This window comes from Nonomuraea sp. NPDC003727 (assembly GCF_053586935.1).
In genome coordinates, this window is sequence record NZ_JBSFNE010000002.1 from 370,063 (window position 1) to 384,800 (window position 14,738).

Annotated in this window: 13 protein-coding genes; 4 read left to right on the top strand and 9 right to left on the bottom strand. The window is 72.7% G+C overall.

Features of this window, described 5'->3' with window-relative positions; genetic code table 11:
• Positions 1-68: 68 nt before the first annotated feature.
• Positions 69-335 carry a hypothetical protein gene (locus tag ACWDLG_RS06935; RefSeq protein WP_449916820.1) on the top strand — a complete coding sequence of 89 codons (267 nt, stop codon included), beginning with the start codon at positions 69-71 and terminating at the stop codon, positions 333-335.
• A 164-nt stretch (positions 336-499) separates the two neighbouring features.
• On the opposite strand, the gene ACWDLG_RS06940 is transcribed toward ACWDLG_RS06935, so the two are convergent.
• The 5 genes from ACWDLG_RS06940 to ACWDLG_RS06960 all read right to left on the bottom strand — a co-directional run bounded on the left by ACWDLG_RS06940 (position 500) and on the right by ACWDLG_RS06960 (position 3,833).
• Positions 500-922: a MarR family winged helix-turn-helix transcriptional regulator gene (locus tag ACWDLG_RS06940; protein ID WP_449916823.1), complete on the bottom strand. Its 423-nt coding sequence runs from the start codon at positions 920-922 to the stop codon at positions 500-502.
• Positions 923-970: 48 nt separating this feature from the next.
• The gene (locus ACWDLG_RS06945; protein ID WP_449916825.1) at positions 971-1,528 is read right to left on the bottom strand and encodes an AAA family ATPase; all 558 of its coding nucleotides are present in this window, start codon (positions 1,526-1,528) and stop codon (positions 971-973) included.
• A 16-nt stretch (positions 1,529-1,544) separates the two neighbouring features.
• Entirely contained in the window at positions 1,545-1,739 is a 195-nt protein-coding gene (locus ACWDLG_RS06950) for a DUF3046 domain-containing protein (RefSeq protein WP_354906647.1), read from the bottom strand.
• A 243-nt stretch (positions 1,740-1,982) separates the two neighbouring features.
• A complete protein-coding gene (locus ACWDLG_RS06955) occupies positions 1,983-2,471 on the bottom strand; it encodes a VOC family protein (RefSeq protein ID WP_354906648.1) in 489 nt (162 codons plus the stop codon).
• A gap of 42 nt (positions 2,472-2,513) precedes the next feature.
• On the bottom strand, positions 2,514-3,833 hold the full coding sequence (locus ACWDLG_RS06960) for a pyridoxal phosphate-dependent decarboxylase family protein (protein WP_449916829.1): 1,320 nt from the start codon (positions 3,831-3,833) through the stop codon (positions 2,514-2,516).
• Between the two features lie 116 nt (positions 3,834-3,949).
• Between ACWDLG_RS06960 and ACWDLG_RS06965 the strand changes: the two genes are divergently transcribed.
• Complete coding sequence (locus ACWDLG_RS06965) at positions 3,950-8,635, top strand: ATP-dependent helicase (protein ID WP_449916831.1); 4,686 nt, start codon at positions 3,950-3,952, stop codon at positions 8,633-8,635.
• A gap of 118 nt (positions 8,636-8,753) precedes the next feature.
• Here the strand turns inward: ACWDLG_RS06965 and ACWDLG_RS06970 are convergent, their stop codons facing one another.
• Complete coding sequence (locus ACWDLG_RS06970) at positions 8,754-9,392, bottom strand: hypothetical protein (RefSeq protein ID WP_449916832.1); 639 nt, start codon at positions 9,390-9,392, stop codon at positions 8,754-8,756.
• 248 nt (positions 9,393-9,640) lie between these two features.
• Between ACWDLG_RS06970 and ACWDLG_RS06975 the strand changes: the two genes are divergently transcribed.
• Positions 9,641-10,543, top strand: coding sequence for an oxidoreductase (locus ACWDLG_RS06975; protein WP_449916834.1), 903 nt, complete (start codon positions 9,641-9,643; stop codon positions 10,541-10,543).
• 399 nt (positions 10,544-10,942) lie between these two features.
• Here the strand turns inward: ACWDLG_RS06975 and ACWDLG_RS06980 are convergent, their stop codons facing one another.
• Complete coding sequence (locus ACWDLG_RS06980) at positions 10,943-12,127, bottom strand: tetratricopeptide repeat protein (protein ID WP_449916837.1); 1,185 nt, start codon at positions 12,125-12,127, stop codon at positions 10,943-10,945.
• The gene (locus ACWDLG_RS06985; protein ID WP_449916840.1) at positions 12,124-13,608 is read right to left on the bottom strand and encodes an ATP-binding protein; all 1,485 of its coding nucleotides are present in this window, start codon (positions 13,606-13,608) and stop codon (positions 12,124-12,126) included. Before ACWDLG_RS06985 ends, ACWDLG_RS06980 begins: the two co-directional genes overlap by 4 nt.
• 58 nt (positions 13,609-13,666) lie before the next feature.
• On the opposite strand from ACWDLG_RS06985, the gene ACWDLG_RS06990 reads away from it, so the two are divergent.
• Positions 13,667-14,032 carry a hypothetical protein gene (locus tag ACWDLG_RS06990; protein ID WP_449916843.1) on the top strand — a complete coding sequence of 122 codons (366 nt, stop codon included), beginning with the start codon at positions 13,667-13,669 and terminating at the stop codon, positions 14,030-14,032.
• A 53-nt stretch (positions 14,033-14,085) separates the two neighbouring features.
• Here ACWDLG_RS06990 and ACWDLG_RS06995 read toward each other — a convergent pair whose 3' ends face one another.
• Positions 14,086-14,727, bottom strand: a complete 642-nt coding sequence (locus ACWDLG_RS06995; protein ID WP_354906666.1) for a M15 family metallopeptidase — start codon at positions 14,725-14,727, stop codon at positions 14,086-14,088.
• Positions 14,728-14,738: the final 11 nt, after the last annotated feature.

The following is a 14,738-nucleotide window of genomic DNA, read 5'->3' on the forward strand; positions in this document are numbered from 1 at the left end:
TCCGCCGGGCCGGTTGCCATGGCCGCTGACCTGGGGAGATCCTGTTGGAAAGGTCGAGAGGCGGCGACGTGACGAGCACGTACACCGGGCAGCGGCGCACCCACCTGGAGGCGCTCGCGGCGTTGCTCCCCGGCTGCGGGCTCGTGGGGCGCATGATCGGCGGCGACGACCCGGTGCTGTGGGTGTGGCATCCGCGCACGGGCCGCCAGACCATCATCTTCGCGACCCCGTCCGCCGCCGCGTGGGTCTTCCTGTGGTCGCCGGGCGGCCAGGGCCACGCCGACGATCCCGCCGGTACGGCGGAGGCGCTCCACACCTGCCTGACCGACGAGTGACCCGGACCGGTACGGCAAGCGCGAGCCGGAGAAGCGCCCCCGATCGGTACGACACACGCGGACCCCGCCGAGCGACCCGGACCTCTACGGCCCGCGCGACCCAGCCGAACGACCCCCGCCGCTACGGCACGCACGAGCAGCCCGGCGGACACCGCACGCGCCTGTCACCCGACGAACGAGGCCCGCAGGCCCGCCACGGTGTTCGCCAGGCCGTCGGCCGCGGCCCGGTCGAGCGCTCCCGTGAGCGTCTCCTCGTAGGCCGCTCTCGCCCCGTTCCTGCGTTCCCTGCCCGCCTCGGTGATCACCGTGTAGACGCCTCGCCGATCCTTGGCGCACAGGTCGCGGCGGGTCAGCCCGGACGCCTCGAGCCGTCCCACCAGGCGGGTGACCGAGCTCTGGTTGAGCCCGAGCAGGTCGGCCAGCTCCTGCATGCGCAGCTCGCCGTCGGCGGCCGCGGACAGGTGGCACAGCGCCCGATACTCCGACAGGCCGAGGCCGTGCCGCTGCAACGCGGTGGCGAGTGCGTGCTCCACCCTGGCGTGCAGCCGTACCACCCCGGCCCAGACGTCCTGGTCGAGCGTCGCCATCGGTTCCTCCTACGGTGTCGGCGCCCACTTTATGGACAGGCGACGAACTCAGGCGCGTCCGAGGTGCCCGAGCACGAAGGCGGCCCGTTCCGCAACGGGAGCGCGCGGCAGTTCCACCAGTTCGTAGCCGTAGTCGAGGTAGGCCGAGGACACGGAGGCGTAGGTCCGCTCGGCCTCGTCGGGCGTCTGCTTCCGCTCGGCGTCGTTCTCGTAGATCTCCGGCCACGGCGGCGCGACGAAGACCGTGCGGTGGTAGCGGAAGCGCCTGGCCGCGGCGTCGACGTGGGCGGGCACGGGACGCCCTTCGAGGCGCAGGTAGCCCACGACGTCGACCACTCCCCTGTCGAAGGCGACGGTGCCGTCCATGGCCTCGGCGAGACGGTAGGAGCGTAGTTCCCAGCTCAGCATCAGCTCGGCGAACAGGTCGACGTCCTTCCACGGCAGCGCCTGGCCGCCGATGGCCACCTGGTCCTGGATGATCGCCCGCCCCGCCTCCCGCGAGCCGGACAGGCCCAGGCGGTCGATCAGGGTGCTCTTGCCCGATCCGGGGCCTCCGGTGAAGACCACGAGCCGCGGCCCCGCCGTGCAGCACGAGCAGGTGTGCACCGTTCCTCCCCGGCGGTCAGCGCAGCTTGCCGTCGACGTTCTCCACCTGGCACACCGCGCGCCAGACGTCCTTGGCGCTCTCGCCCTGGGCCAGTGCCTGCTCGACCGTGCGCCCGCCCAGCGGGGCGAGCACGTAGTCCCTGGCCCACGACTCGGCGTAGACGTCGCCGAAGTGGGCCCGCATCCTTCTCCAGAACTCGGTCAGACGCATGCTCCCCAGTATGGAACCCGCCCCGCACTGGGTAGGACAGACCGTATGGCGAAATCCTCCAAAGCGGCTCCCAAGCCGTCAATCGATTCCAGGTCACATCGGGAGCGACGCCGCGCCCTGCTCCTGCAGCAGCGGCTCGCCGTACAGAAGGAGAAGGCCGAGCGCGCCGAGCGGCACGCCGGTCTGAGGGCCGAACCCCGTGAGGGTGCGCCGCGCACCCGCAGGGCGTCACGGAGGTAGCGGCTACAGCACGCGCGAGCCGTACATCTCCCCCAGATGGTCGGCGAGCAGCTCCAGTCGGGCGCCGTCGGGGTCCCTGAAATAGATGGAGGCGCCGCTCTCGATCTGGTGCGGCACGCCGGCCATCTCCAGCTTGCCGCGCAACCGTTCCCACGTCGCGGGGTCCACGGAGATCGCGATGTGGTGCAGCCCGCCCAGGACCTCCTGGTACGGCCCCAGGTCGAGCCCGGGGAAGTCGAAGAACGCCAGCAAATTGCCGTTGCCGATGTCGAAGAAGAAGTGGTTGGAACCCTTGTAGTCACGGTTCTCGAAGATCTCCGTGAGGGGGAACTCCAGGAGCTCCTGGTAGAACCGGACCGTCCGCTCCACGTCGGAGGACAGCAGTGCGAAGTGGTGCAGACCGCGCGCGCTGCTCGATGGACGGTGCGGGAGGAGGTACTGCCGCTTGATACGCTCGCGATCAGCCTCGATGGCTGCGTAATCGATGGTCACGTCGCTTCACCTCTCCCGCTCTATGTCCCCGGGATCGGCGCCTCAATCGCGCATCGTGGCCACAATCTCCTTCACGATCTCCATCGTGGTGCCGGGGTGCAGGAAAGCGAAACGCGCGACGGTCTCGCCCTCCCAGCCGGTGGGGGTGACGAATCCGATCTGCCCGGCCAGCAGCCGTTCTGACCACGTGTAGTAGTCCTGGGCGGTCCATCCCGGACGCCGGAAGAGCACGGCGGACAACTCGGGCTCGCGGATGAGCTCCAGGTGGTCGCTCTCCCTGATCAGCTCGGCGGTCTCCCTCGCCAGGGCGAGCCCGCGCTCGACGGCCTCGGTGTAGGCGTCGGTCCCGTTGACCGCGAGCGAGAACCACAGCGGCAGCCCGCGGGCGCGCCTGGTCAGGTGGTAGGCGTAGTCCGTGGGGTTCCACTCGCCGCCGTCGGTGTGCAGGACGTCCAGGTAGGAGGCGTCCTGCGTGTGTACGGCACGCGCCAGGTTGGGGTTGCGGTAGATGAGCGCGGCGCAGTCGAACGGGGCGAACAGCCACTTGTGCGGATCGACGACGAACGAGTCGGCGTGCTCGATGCCCTCGTAGCGGTGCCGGACGGAAGGGGCGAACAGCCCGGCGCCGCCGTACGCGCCGTCGACGTGGAACCACAGCCCGCGCTCGCGGGCCACCTCCGCGACGCCCTTGAGGTCGTCGACGATGCCCGCGTTCGTGGTGCCGGCGGTGGCGACCACGCCGATGACGTTCTCCTGGCCTTCGAGCGCCTTCCGCAGGGACGTGCCCGTGAGGCGGTGGTCCTCGGAGGGCACGACGAGCGCCTCGACGCCGATGATGCGCAGCGTGTTGGCGATCGAGGAGTGGGCCTGGTCGCTCACGGCGATCTTCGCGTTCGGCACGCCGGCCGTGTCCCTGGCCACGACGAGGGCCGACAGGTTGGCGGCGCTGCCGCCGGAGACGAAGCAGCCGCCCGCCGTGCCGGGCAGGCCCGCGTAGTCGGCGATCAACCGCAGGACCTGGTTCTCCGCCGCGATGGCGCCTGAGGCCTCCAGCCAGCTGATGCCCTGCAGCGAGGCGCAGGAGACCACCATGTCGAACAGCAGCGCCGCCTTGGTGGGGGCGGCGGGGATGAAGGACAGGAACCGGGTGCTGTCCGCGGAGATGACCGCGCGGGAGAGCTGCTGGTCGTAGACGTCCAGCACCTTGGCGGGGTCGGCGCCCTCCTTGGTGATCAGCCCGGCGAGCGCGGCGTCCAGCTTGTCCTTCTCACCCGGGTGGTCCAGGGGAACCGGGTCGAGGGCGAGGCGCTGCCTCATGTAGTCGAAGACCAGGGTGGTGAGGCGCTCGTCGTAGCTATGCACGCATGCAGTATGGGGATAAAACCGAAAAAAAGGGAAATAGCAGACGAAGATCTACCAAACCGGTTGGCCGGTACGGCCCGGCTCGTTTTGTCGGTGCCGGAAGGCACCATGGTGGAGTGAGCTTCCTCGACCACTTCAGCAGGGTGACCCGCGAATGGTTCACCGGGGCCTTCGCGGCTCCCACGCCTGCCCAGCTGGGGGCGTGGGAGTCCATCGCGCGCGGCGACAACACGCTGGTCGTCGCGCCCACCGGGTCCGGCAAGACGCTGGCGGCCTTCCTCTGGTCGCTCGACAGGCTCGCCGCCCGGCCGCCGGCCCAGGAGGGCAAGCGGACCTGCAGGGTGCTCTACGTGTCGCCGCTCAAGGCGCTGGCCGTCGACGTGGAGCGCAACCTGCGGGCGCCGCTCGCCGGGCTGCGGCAGACGGCGCGGCGCCTGGGCCTGGCCGTACCCGAGATCTCGGTGGCGATCCGCTCGGGCGACACCTCGGCGGAGGACCGCAGGCGGTTCGCCGCCAAGCCGTCCGACATCCTCATCACCACGCCCGAGTCGCTGTTCCTGCTGCTCACCAGCCAGGCCCGAGAGGCGCTGCGGGGTGTCGAGACGGTGATCGTCGACGAGGTGCACGCGGTCGCGGCCACCAAGCGCGGCGCGCACCTGGCGCTCAGCCTGGAGCGACTCGACTCCCTCCTCGAACGGCCCGCCCAGCGCGTCGGGCTGTCGGCCACCGTGCGGCCGGTCAGCGAGGTGGCCGCCTTCCTCGGCGGCGCCCGCCCCGCGGCCGTGGTGCAGCCGCCCTCGGACAAGCGCATCGAGGTGGAGGTCGTCGTCCCGATCGAGGACATGACCGAGCTCGACGCGCGGCCGGTGTCCGACCCCGACGCGTTCGTGCAGGAGCCCGCCCGCAGGTCGATCTGGCCGCACGTGGAGGATCGCCTGTTCGACCTGATCGAGGCCCACAGCTCGACGATCGTCTTCGCCAACTCCCGGCGGCTGGCCGAGCGCCTGTGCACGCGGCTCAACGAGCTGGCCTACGAGCGGGAGCGGGGCGGCGACGACGTGATCGACCTCTCGATCTGGGAGAGCGGGCCCGAGCCGCCCGGATCCACGCCGGCGGCCCTGCCGGCGCCCGCGGAGATGATGGCCCAGGCAGGCGCCAGCAAGGGCGCGGTGCCCGAGATCGTGCGGGCCCACCACGGGTCGGTGTCCAAGGAGGAACGCTCGCAGATCGAGGAGGCGCTCAAGTCGGGCCGGCTGCCCGCGGTGGTCGCCACCTCCAGCCTGGAACTCGGCATCGACATGGGCGCGGTCGACCTGGTGGCCTGCGTCGAGGCGCCGCCCAGCGTGGCCAGCGGCCTGCAGCGGATCGGCAGGGCGGGCCACCAGGTGGGCGCGGTCTCCAAGGGCGTGATCTTCCCCAAGTACCGCGGCGACCTGATCCAGACGGCCGTCGTGGCCGAACGGATGCGCAGCGGCCAGATCGAGGAGCTGCGCTACCCGCGCAACCCGCTCGACGTGCTGGCCCAGCAGATCGTGGCGATGACCGCGCTCGACGACTGGACCGTCGACGAGCTCGAGGAGGTGGTCAAGCGGGCCGCGCCGTACTCCACGCTGCCGCGGAGCGCGCTGGAGGCGACGCTCGACATGCTCGCGGGCCGCTACCCGAGCGAGGAGTTCGCCGAGCTGCGTCCACGGCTGGTGTGGGACAGGGTGACCGGCGTGCTGCAGGGCCGCCCCGGCGCGCAGCGGCTCGCGGTGACCAACGGCGGCACCATCCCCGACCGCGGGCTGTTCGGGGTGTTCCTGGTCGGCGAGAAGGGCTCCAGGGTCGGCGAGCTCGACGAGGAGATGGTCTACGAGTCACGGGCCGGTGACGTGTTCGTGCTGGGCGCGACCTCGTGGCGGATCGAGGACATCACGGCCGACAGGGTGCTGGTCTCGCCGGCGCCCGGCCAGCCGGGCAAGCTGCCGTTCTGGCACGGCGACACCCCCGGGCGTCCGGCCGAGCTGGGCAGGGCCATCGGGGCGTTCCTGCGGGAGCTGAACTCCAGCCTCGGTCCCTCCTCCGGTACGGCGGGCACGGGCGGCGCGGCCGACGCGCTGAACGACGGCCTGGCCGAGCGGATGCGGGCGGCGGGCCTCGACGAGTGGGCGGCGGGCAACCTGCTGGCCTACCTCCGGGAACAGCGCGAGGCGACGGGATACGTGCCCGACGACCGCACGCTGCTGGTCGAGCGCTTCCACGACGAGCTGGGCGACTGGCGCGTGGTGATCCACTCCCCGTACGGCGCGCGCGTCCACGCCCCCTGGGCATTGGCCGTCAACCGGCGGCTGCGCGAGCGCTACGGCGTCGACGTGCAGGCCGTCCACTCCGACGACGGCATCGTGCTGCGCATCCCCGACACGCTCGCCGAACCGCCGAGCGACGTGGCCGCCTTCGACGCCGACGAGATCGAGCAGATCGTCACCGAGGAGCTGGGCGGCTCGGCGCTGTTCGCCTCCCGGTTCAGGGAGTGCGCGGGGCGGTCGCTGCTGCTGCCCCGGCGCACGCCGGGAAAGCGCACCCCGCTGTGGCAGCAGCGCCAGCGGGCCGCCCACCTGCTGGGGGTGGCCGCGCAGTACGCGAGCTTCCCCGTGGTGCTGGAGACGATGCGGGAGTGCCTGCAGGACGTCTTCGACGTGCCGGGGCTGGTCCAGCTCATGCGCGACATCGCGGCACGGCGGGTGCGGGTGGTGGAGGTGGAGACCTCGCAGGCCTCGCCGTTCGCGGCCTCGTTGCTGTTCCACTACATCGGCGCGTTCATGTACGAGGGCGACGCGCCGCTGGCCGAGCGGAGGGCGCAGGCCCTCGCGCTCGACACCACGCTCCTGGCCGAACTGCTCGGCCAGGCCGACCTGCGCGAGCTGCTCGACCCCGACGTGATCGCCGACGCCGAGCGGGAGCTGGCCAGGCTCGACAGGCCGCTGCGCGACGCCGAGGACCTCGCCGACCTGCTGCGTTCACACGGTCCGCTGCTGGCGGCCGACGTGAGCGTGCGCGGCGGCGACCCAGCGTGGCTGGCCGAGCTCGAACGCGGACGGCGGGCGATCAGCGTCCGGATCGCCGGCGAGGAGCAGTGGGCGGCGATCGAGGACGCCGCCAGGCTGCGCGATGCGCTGGGCGCGCCCCTGCCGGTGGGCGTGCCGCACGCCTTCCTCGAGCCGGTCGCCGACCCGCTCGGCGACCTCGTGGCCAGGCACGCGCGCACCCGCACGCCGTTCCACGCCGGGGCGGCGGCGGCCAGGTTCGGGCTCGGCGTCGCGGTGATCAGCGACGCGCTGCGCAGGCTGGCGGCCCAGGGGCGGGTGGTGAGCGGCGAGTTCCGGCCGGGCGGACGCGGCGAGGAGTGGTGCGACGCCGGCGTGCTGCGGATGCTCAGGCGCAGGTCCCTGGCGCGGCTGCGCAAGGAGGTCGAACCGGTGCCGCCGGAGACGCTCGCGCTGTTCGCGCCGAGCTGGCACGGCGTCTCCGGCCGTCCCGCGGGGCGGGCCGCGGGCGGCGCCATCGGCGCGGCCAGATCGATGGACTCCCTGGTCAACGCGATCGAGCAGCTCCAGGGCGCGGCGGTGCCCGCCTCCTCGCTGGAGACACTGGTGCTGCCCTCGCGGGTGCCCGGCTACCATCCCGCGTTGCTCGACGAGCTCACCTCCTCGGGCGAGGTGATCTGGGCCGGGCAGGGGGCGCTGCCGGGCGGCGACGGCTGGGTGTCGCTCTACTTCGCCGACACCGCCCCGCTGCTGCTGCCCCCGCCTGCCGAGATCACCATGACGCCGTTGCACGAGAAGGTGCTCGAGGTGCTCGACGGCGGCGGGGCGCTGTTCTTCCGCGGGCTGTCCGATCGCGTGGGCTCGCTCGACGACCTCGCGCTCACCACCGCGCTGTGGGACCTGGTCTGGTCCGGCCGGGTGTCCGGTGACACGCTGGCTCCGCTCCGGGCGACGCTCGGCTCGGGACGGCCCGCCCACCGGCCCGCGACCACCCGGCGGCGGCGGGCGGTGCTGCCGTCGAGGAGCGGATCGCCGCTGGTGGGCGGCAGGTGGTGGCTGCTGCCCTCGCCGTCGCCGGACGCCACGCAGCGGGCGCACGCGCAGGCGGAGGCCCTGCTCGAACGCCACGGCGTGGTCACGCGCGGTGCGGTGATGGCCGAACGGCTGCCCGGCGGGTTCGCGGCGGTGTACCAGGTGTTGCGGGCGTTCGAGGAGAGCGGGCGCTGCCGTCGGGGTTACTTCGTCGAAGGGCTCGGCGGGGCGCAGTTCGCCCTGCCGGGGGCGGTCGACCGGATGCGCGCCCTGGCGCCTGACTCATCCGGCCGTGTCGCCGGTGACGCCTCTGGTGGCTTCTCGGGCGGGACCGGGCTCTCGGATGGCGCCTCCGGCCGGCGCGGCGCGGAGGCGGGACAGCGCGCGGTGGTGCTGGCGGCGGCCGACCCCGCCAACCCGTACGGCGCGGCGCTCCCCTGGCCCGCGCGTCCTGGTGACGTCGGGCACAAGCCGGGTCGCAAGGCGGGCGCGCTGGTGGTGCTCGTCGACGGGCACCTGGTGCTGTACGTCGAGCGGGGCGGCAAGACGCTGCTGTCGTTCGCCGACGACGGGCGGCTGCAGCCCGCGGTCGACGCGTTGGCGCTGGCCGTACGGGACGGGGCGCTGGGCAAGCTCACGGTGGAGCGGGCCGACGGCGAGTCGATCAACGATTCGCCGCTGGCGGCGGCCCTGGAGGCGGCGGGTTTCCACCCCACCCCCCGCGGCCTCCGCCTCCGCGCCTGACCCCCGGAGGAGCGACCCATCGACCACCGGAACTCGTCGATCGGCAGCCACTGTGCACGGGGGCTTGGCGGGCGCCGCACGCGCGCACGGCCCCCTTCCCCTTCCTGGGCGACGGCGGTCATGAGGCGAGGAAGTCGAAATGGAAGCCGATGATGAAGAGCACCGCGGCCACCACTCGCGCGGGATGAGCTGGTCGAGCCCGGTCCAGCAGGAAGGCGGTCCCGCGTAGGAGAGGCACGCACAAACCACAGATCAACGCCCACGGGAGCCAGAAGCACAGGGCCGTCAGCACGTACGCGAACGCTTCCGGGACGTGGACGAATCCGGCCGCGAGCGCCTCCGAGCCGGTGGCTCGTCCTGTCACCTGGAACGCCAGGGCGGCGGCTCCCCACAGCGCGAGGAACAGGCCCATGGCGATCAACGGCCAGTGACCGGGCACCCTGGGAAGATCCGGTACCGGCTGGCCCCGTTGTTCCATGAACGCCAACGAGACAGCCAGAAGGCCCGCCACGGGAAGGCTGAGGACGAGGATCGCCACGATGACGGCCAGCACCGACCTGCCTACCTGACGCGCCCGTGACCAGGAGATCCCCGTCAAGCGCCGGCCGAATCCGCGCAGCGCCTGCGGGCCCACAAGATCGAGGACGACCGTCAGCGCGGCGAGGAACTGTGACGCTTTTCCCACTCGTCCCCACAGGAACAGGGGCCAGCCCCACAGCGTCACCCCGGTGAGATGCCGACCGTCGAGCCAGCGCATCCATAACTCCCAGAGTTCCGCCATGAACGCATCATGCGGCGTCGGCTCGGTCGCGTCACGCGACCGCTTCTCCTCGACGAGTTGGGCGCGGCGCCGATCCCGCCCGACCAGGCGCTCAACCGGGGCAAGAGCCTCGACCGGAGGGCCAGGCCCCGAGGCTCGTCGACGGGTAGGCGGCGGCCTCTGGGGCTCGCCGTTCGCGGAGATCCGGTCCTGCTCTCTCCGGCGGAGCGGCTACGGTGATCTTCATGGTGTGGACAGCGGCGGAGATTCCCGATCTGTCGGGTAAGACGGCGATCGTGACGGGTGCCAGCAGCGGCCTCGGCATGATCACGGCGGGCGAGCTGGCGAGGCGTGGTGCCACCACCGTGCTGGCCTGCAGGGACACGGCGAAGGGCGAGAGCGCGCGCAAACGGATGCTCCGGGCCGCTCCCAGGGGTTCGATCGAGGTCCGGCGGCTGGACCTGGCCGACCTGTCGTCGGTGCGGGAGTTCGCGGCGGGCATCACCAGCGGCGTCGACATCCTGGTGAACAACGCGGGCGTGATGGCGCTGCCGTACCGGAAGACAGCCGACGGTTTCGAGATGCAGTTCGGCACCAACCATCTCGGGCACTTCGCGCTGACCGGGCTGCTGCTGCCCCGGCTGCGCGGCGCCAGGGTGGTGACGGTCAGCAGCCTGGCGCACGTGGCGGCGCGCATGAGGTTCGACGACCTCAACGGCGAGCTGGGCTACCACAAGTGGCTGGCGTACGGGCAGTCGAAGCTGGCCAACCTGCTGTTCGCCCACGAGCTGCAGCGCCGCGCGAACGGCCACCTGACCAGCGTGGCGGCGCATCCGGGTTACGCGTCCACGAACCTCCAGACGGCGGGTCCGCGCATGGCCGGCAACCGCGTCATGGAGCTGGGCCAGACGGTCACCAACGCGGTCTTCGCGCAGAGCGCGGGGCGGGGAGCGCTGCCGCTGCTCTTCGCGGCGACGGTGGCGGACCTGCCCGGTGGGAGCTTCGTGGGGCCTGGCGGTCCGTTCGAGGTGTGGGGCTATCCCACGATCGTGGACTCCTCGCCGGCGTCGAAGGACCGGAAGGCCGCGGCGAGGTTGTGGGAGATCTCGGAAGAGTTGACGGATGTTCACTTCGCGATGAACGGGTAGGGCACACCGCCCGCGTGGGCGAGCTTGCGGTGGTGTGCGGCAGGCTCGAGCTCGGGCATGCCGGCCACAACGAGGTCCGGCGGGTCGGCATGATCAGCGGCGCCTACGCGGTGAAGCGGCTGGCGTGCACGCCGTCCACCGGCACGATCGGGATCGAACGGGCGGCGCCGGCCGCGAGGGTTCTGATGCCGGTCCCTGTGCCCGAGCCTGGCGGGTGGGTTCAGGCGTCGTGGGGGGCAGCGCGCGCCGCACTTCCGGCGAGGTCAGGCGCGGGAGCGGGTTCAGGCGTCGCAGGGCGGCGCGCGCCGCACGCCCGGCGAGGTCAGGCGCGGGAGCGGGTTCAGGCGTCGCAGGGCAGCGCGCGCCGCACTTCCGGCGGGGTCAGGCGCGGGAGCGGGCTCAGGCGTCGTGGGGCAGCGCGCGCCGCACGCCCGCCGCGAGCCAGATCGTGGCCAGCGCCGCGTACACGGCCAGCAACGCCGTCGTCGCCGAGGCGAACACCACCGCCGCGACGACGGCCAGGACGAGCAGCGCCGTCCAGCCGTACAGCAGCCCCCTGCCGGCGGCGGAGCCGGTGTGCACGGCCTCCTGCACGGGAGTGGCCAGGGCCATGACCGCCACCCCCGCGGTGCCCACCGCGCCGAGGCCGGCCACCACCCCCAGTGCGAGCAGCGCCGCACCAGCCGCGACCAGGCCGCAGCAGGCCACCGCCACCCGTGCCTCGACCCCCTCGAACAGCAGGCTGGTGGCCTTGGCGCGGGCCAGGCGCAGCGTCGTCCACGACTCGGCCACCCACGCCGCCCAGTGCAGCACCGCGATGAGGATGAACACCACGATCAGCGGCGGCACGGCGGGCAGCAGGAACGCCAGCCGCCCGCCCCGGAAGTTACCTCGCAGCCCGGCGAGCAGCCGGTAGAGCGGATTGCGCTCCTTCAACGCCTGCACCAGCAGCTCTCGCGCCTGGCCGAAGCCCGGGTCGAGCCGCAGCACCTCGCGGAAGGCGGTGGCGGCCGTCCCCGGATCCTTGAAGGCCAGCGCCATCCTGCCGTAGGCGAGGTGCGCGGTGGCGCTCTCCGGATCCAGCTGTACGGCACGCGCCGCCGCCGCCCTGGCCGGCTCGGCCTGCCCGAGCATGGTGAGCGCGACGGCCAGCAGGCTGGCCAGGTCGGCGTCGTCGGGGTCGATCGCCATCCCCCGGCTCGCCGCCTCCGCCGTCCCCTGCCACTCGCCCCGCAGCAGATGCGTCCTGGCCAGCAGCTCCCAGGTCGGCGCGTGCTGCGGCTCCAGCGCCAGCGACGCGTTGACCGCCGCGAACGCCTCGTCGGGACGGCCGGCGCGCTGGTGCACCTGGCCGGCCACGTAATGGGGGAACCAGTGGTCCGGCGCCAGCCGTACCGCCTCGTGCGCCTCCGCCACCGCCTCGGCCACGCCGCCCTGCTGGATGAGCGCGAGCGCCAGGAAGGCGTGCGCGGTCGTGTCGTGCGGCTCCCGCGCGAGCACGCCGCGCAGCTCCCGTTCGGCGTCGGCGGGCCGGCGCAGCTCCAGCAGCGTCCGTGCCCGGTCGAGCGAACCGGTGACCGTCACCACTTCCCCTTGACCCACGGCATCAGCTCGTCCCATGCGCCCGAGTCGTTGGCGTGCATCACGTAGTTGCGCGCGGTCGCCATCCACTCGCGGACCGCCGTCGGCCGCACGCTCCCCGCGGCGGCCAGCAGGTCCGGCGTCGACAGCGGCAGCGGGCGGCCCGCGCTGATCGACTGCTGGAGCTTGGCCTCGACCGCCCGGTCGACGACACCCTTCAGGTCCGCGCCGACGCAATGCTCGGTCGCCCGCGCCACCGCGTCGAAGTCCATCTCGGCCAGCGGCTTGTCGCGGCACAGGATGCGCAGGATGGCCGCCCGTGCCGCCGCGTCGGGCGGCGGCACGAACACCGGCTGGTCGAGCCGGCCCGGACGGCGGAAGGCCACGTCCACGTACCAGGGGGCGTTCGTCGCCGCCAGCACCAGGACACCCTCGTTGGCGTGCTGGTCCACGCCGTCCAGCTCCGCCAGGAACTGGTTGACCAGCTGCCGCGCGTGCGCCTGCCGCATGTCGGAGCGGCGGGCCGCCAGCGCGTCCACCTCGTCGAAGAACAGCACGCACGGCCGGTTACGGCGGGCCAGGTCGAAGGTGGCGCGCAGGTTGCGCTCGCTCGACCCCACGTACATGTCGAGGATGTCGGCCAGGCCCACGTTGACGAACGAGGCGCCGAGCTCTCCGGCGGCGGCCCTGGCCAGGTGGGTCTTGCCGGCTCCCGGCGGGCCGTACAGCAGGACACCGCCGCCGGCGCGCTTGCCGTACGCGGCGAACAGCTCGGGCTGCTGGATCGGCAGCAGCAGCTTGATCCGCAGCGCCTCCTTGACCGACTCCATGCCGGCCACGTCCGCGAAGGACGTGGCGGAGCGCTCCACCTCGGCACTGGTCTCCGGCGCCTGCTGGTAGCCCTGGCCCTGCGGGTAGGCAGGGGGTTGTTCCTGGTAGGCCGGGCTCTGCTGGTAGGTGGGGGCCTGCTGGTAGGCCGGTTGCTGGTGCTGGTAGCCCTGGCCGGGCGCCGGGTACGACGGGTGCCCCTGGTACGGCGGGTACGGCTGCGGCTGCGGCGCCGGGTACGACGGGGCCGGCGCGGCGGGGACCGCGAGCTTGGCGGCGAGTTCGGGGTCGCCGACGGACGGGTCGCGGGAGACCGCCTCGTGGTAGCGCCTGGCCGCCGCGGGCACATCGCCCTCGCCGAGCAGCGCCCGCGCGGCCAGCACCCCCAGCCGGGGCGGATAGCCGGGTACGGCGAGCAGCTGGTCGAGCGCCGCCAGCGCGGGACCGTGGTTGCTCTGCCTGACGAACGCCTCCGCCAGTCCGGCGATGATGTCCGGGTTGCCGGGCGCGAGCACGAGCGCGGCACGGAATTCGGCTTCGGCCTCGGCGAGGTACCCCTTGTCGAGCAGCTGGGCGGCCAGGTGCTGGCGCAGCGGGAGGTTGTCGGGTGACAGACGCGCCGCCTCACGGAGCGCCTGGAGGCCGGCGTCGCGCACGAGCCATTCCCTTCTGTCGCAGGAGTATCAATCCACCACAAATACGCAACATACCGAAATGGAGCGACATGGCGGCCCGGAAAGCGGCCGGGCGCGGAGCAGAAGGAGGCCCTCGTGGCACCCGTCGGCAGCGCGGGCGGCAGTCGCCTTCTACGTGGCGACCGGCTCGGGGGCGCTGTGGCGGCTGCCGTTCGGCTCGGCCACCTGGGAGGACGACGGGTCGTCGGCGGGGGCGGTGTCGCTGGCCGGGATGAACGGCAGGCTGTTCGCCCTGGACGCCTCGGGGGTGCTGCGGACGCGGATTCCCGGGGCGGCGTGGGCGGAGCACGCCGTGGCCGTCCCCGGACGGGTGCTGACCGCCCACGCGGGGCTGCTGGTCACCGCGGGGCCCGGTGACCCGTTGCGCTGGCGTCCCGTCCGCTGACCTCGCTGACCCGGCCCCGCGTCCGTCCGGGCTCCCGCCGGGGAGCCCGGGGCTCAGGACAGGTTCGTCGGCCCGTACAGCGCGTGCGGGGCGCCCGTCGCCATCGCCCAGTACCGGTCCCCGTACGACCAGTGCCACCACTCGGTCGGATAGTTCACCAGGCCGATCTCCTCCAGCGCCGCCACCAGGATCTCCCTGTTCCCGCGCGCCTCGGCGGAGATGTTCGGCGCCCCCGTGTAGCACGCCCCGTCGCTCTGCTCGGGGTTGTCGTTGACGGCCGTGCCCATGTCGTACTCCTCCCCGTCGGGTGAGCACAACGTCAGATCCACCGCCGCCCCGGCCGTGTGAGGGGCGACGGACACCGGCGAGACGTACCGGCTCGCCGCCACATGCGCCTCGTCGGGCGACATGTCAGGGAAGTCGGTGAGCAGTTGGTCCCGGTACTCCTCGAAGTACCTCCGCTGTGTCTCGATCGGCCGGTATCCCTCGACGACCAGCAACTCGTACCCCGAAGGCAGCGGCGCCTTCTCCAGCCTGGCCAGCAGGCCCGCGCGCAGGTGCGCGTAGGCGCCCTCCGCGTCCGCCAGGCGTGAGTCGACCCGCAACCTCCCCCGCACGTCCTCGAGCGGCTCGCCGCACTCCTGCACGGGAATGGCCGCCACCCGGGGATCGGAGATCAACACGATGTCGCGCATAGTCGAGAATT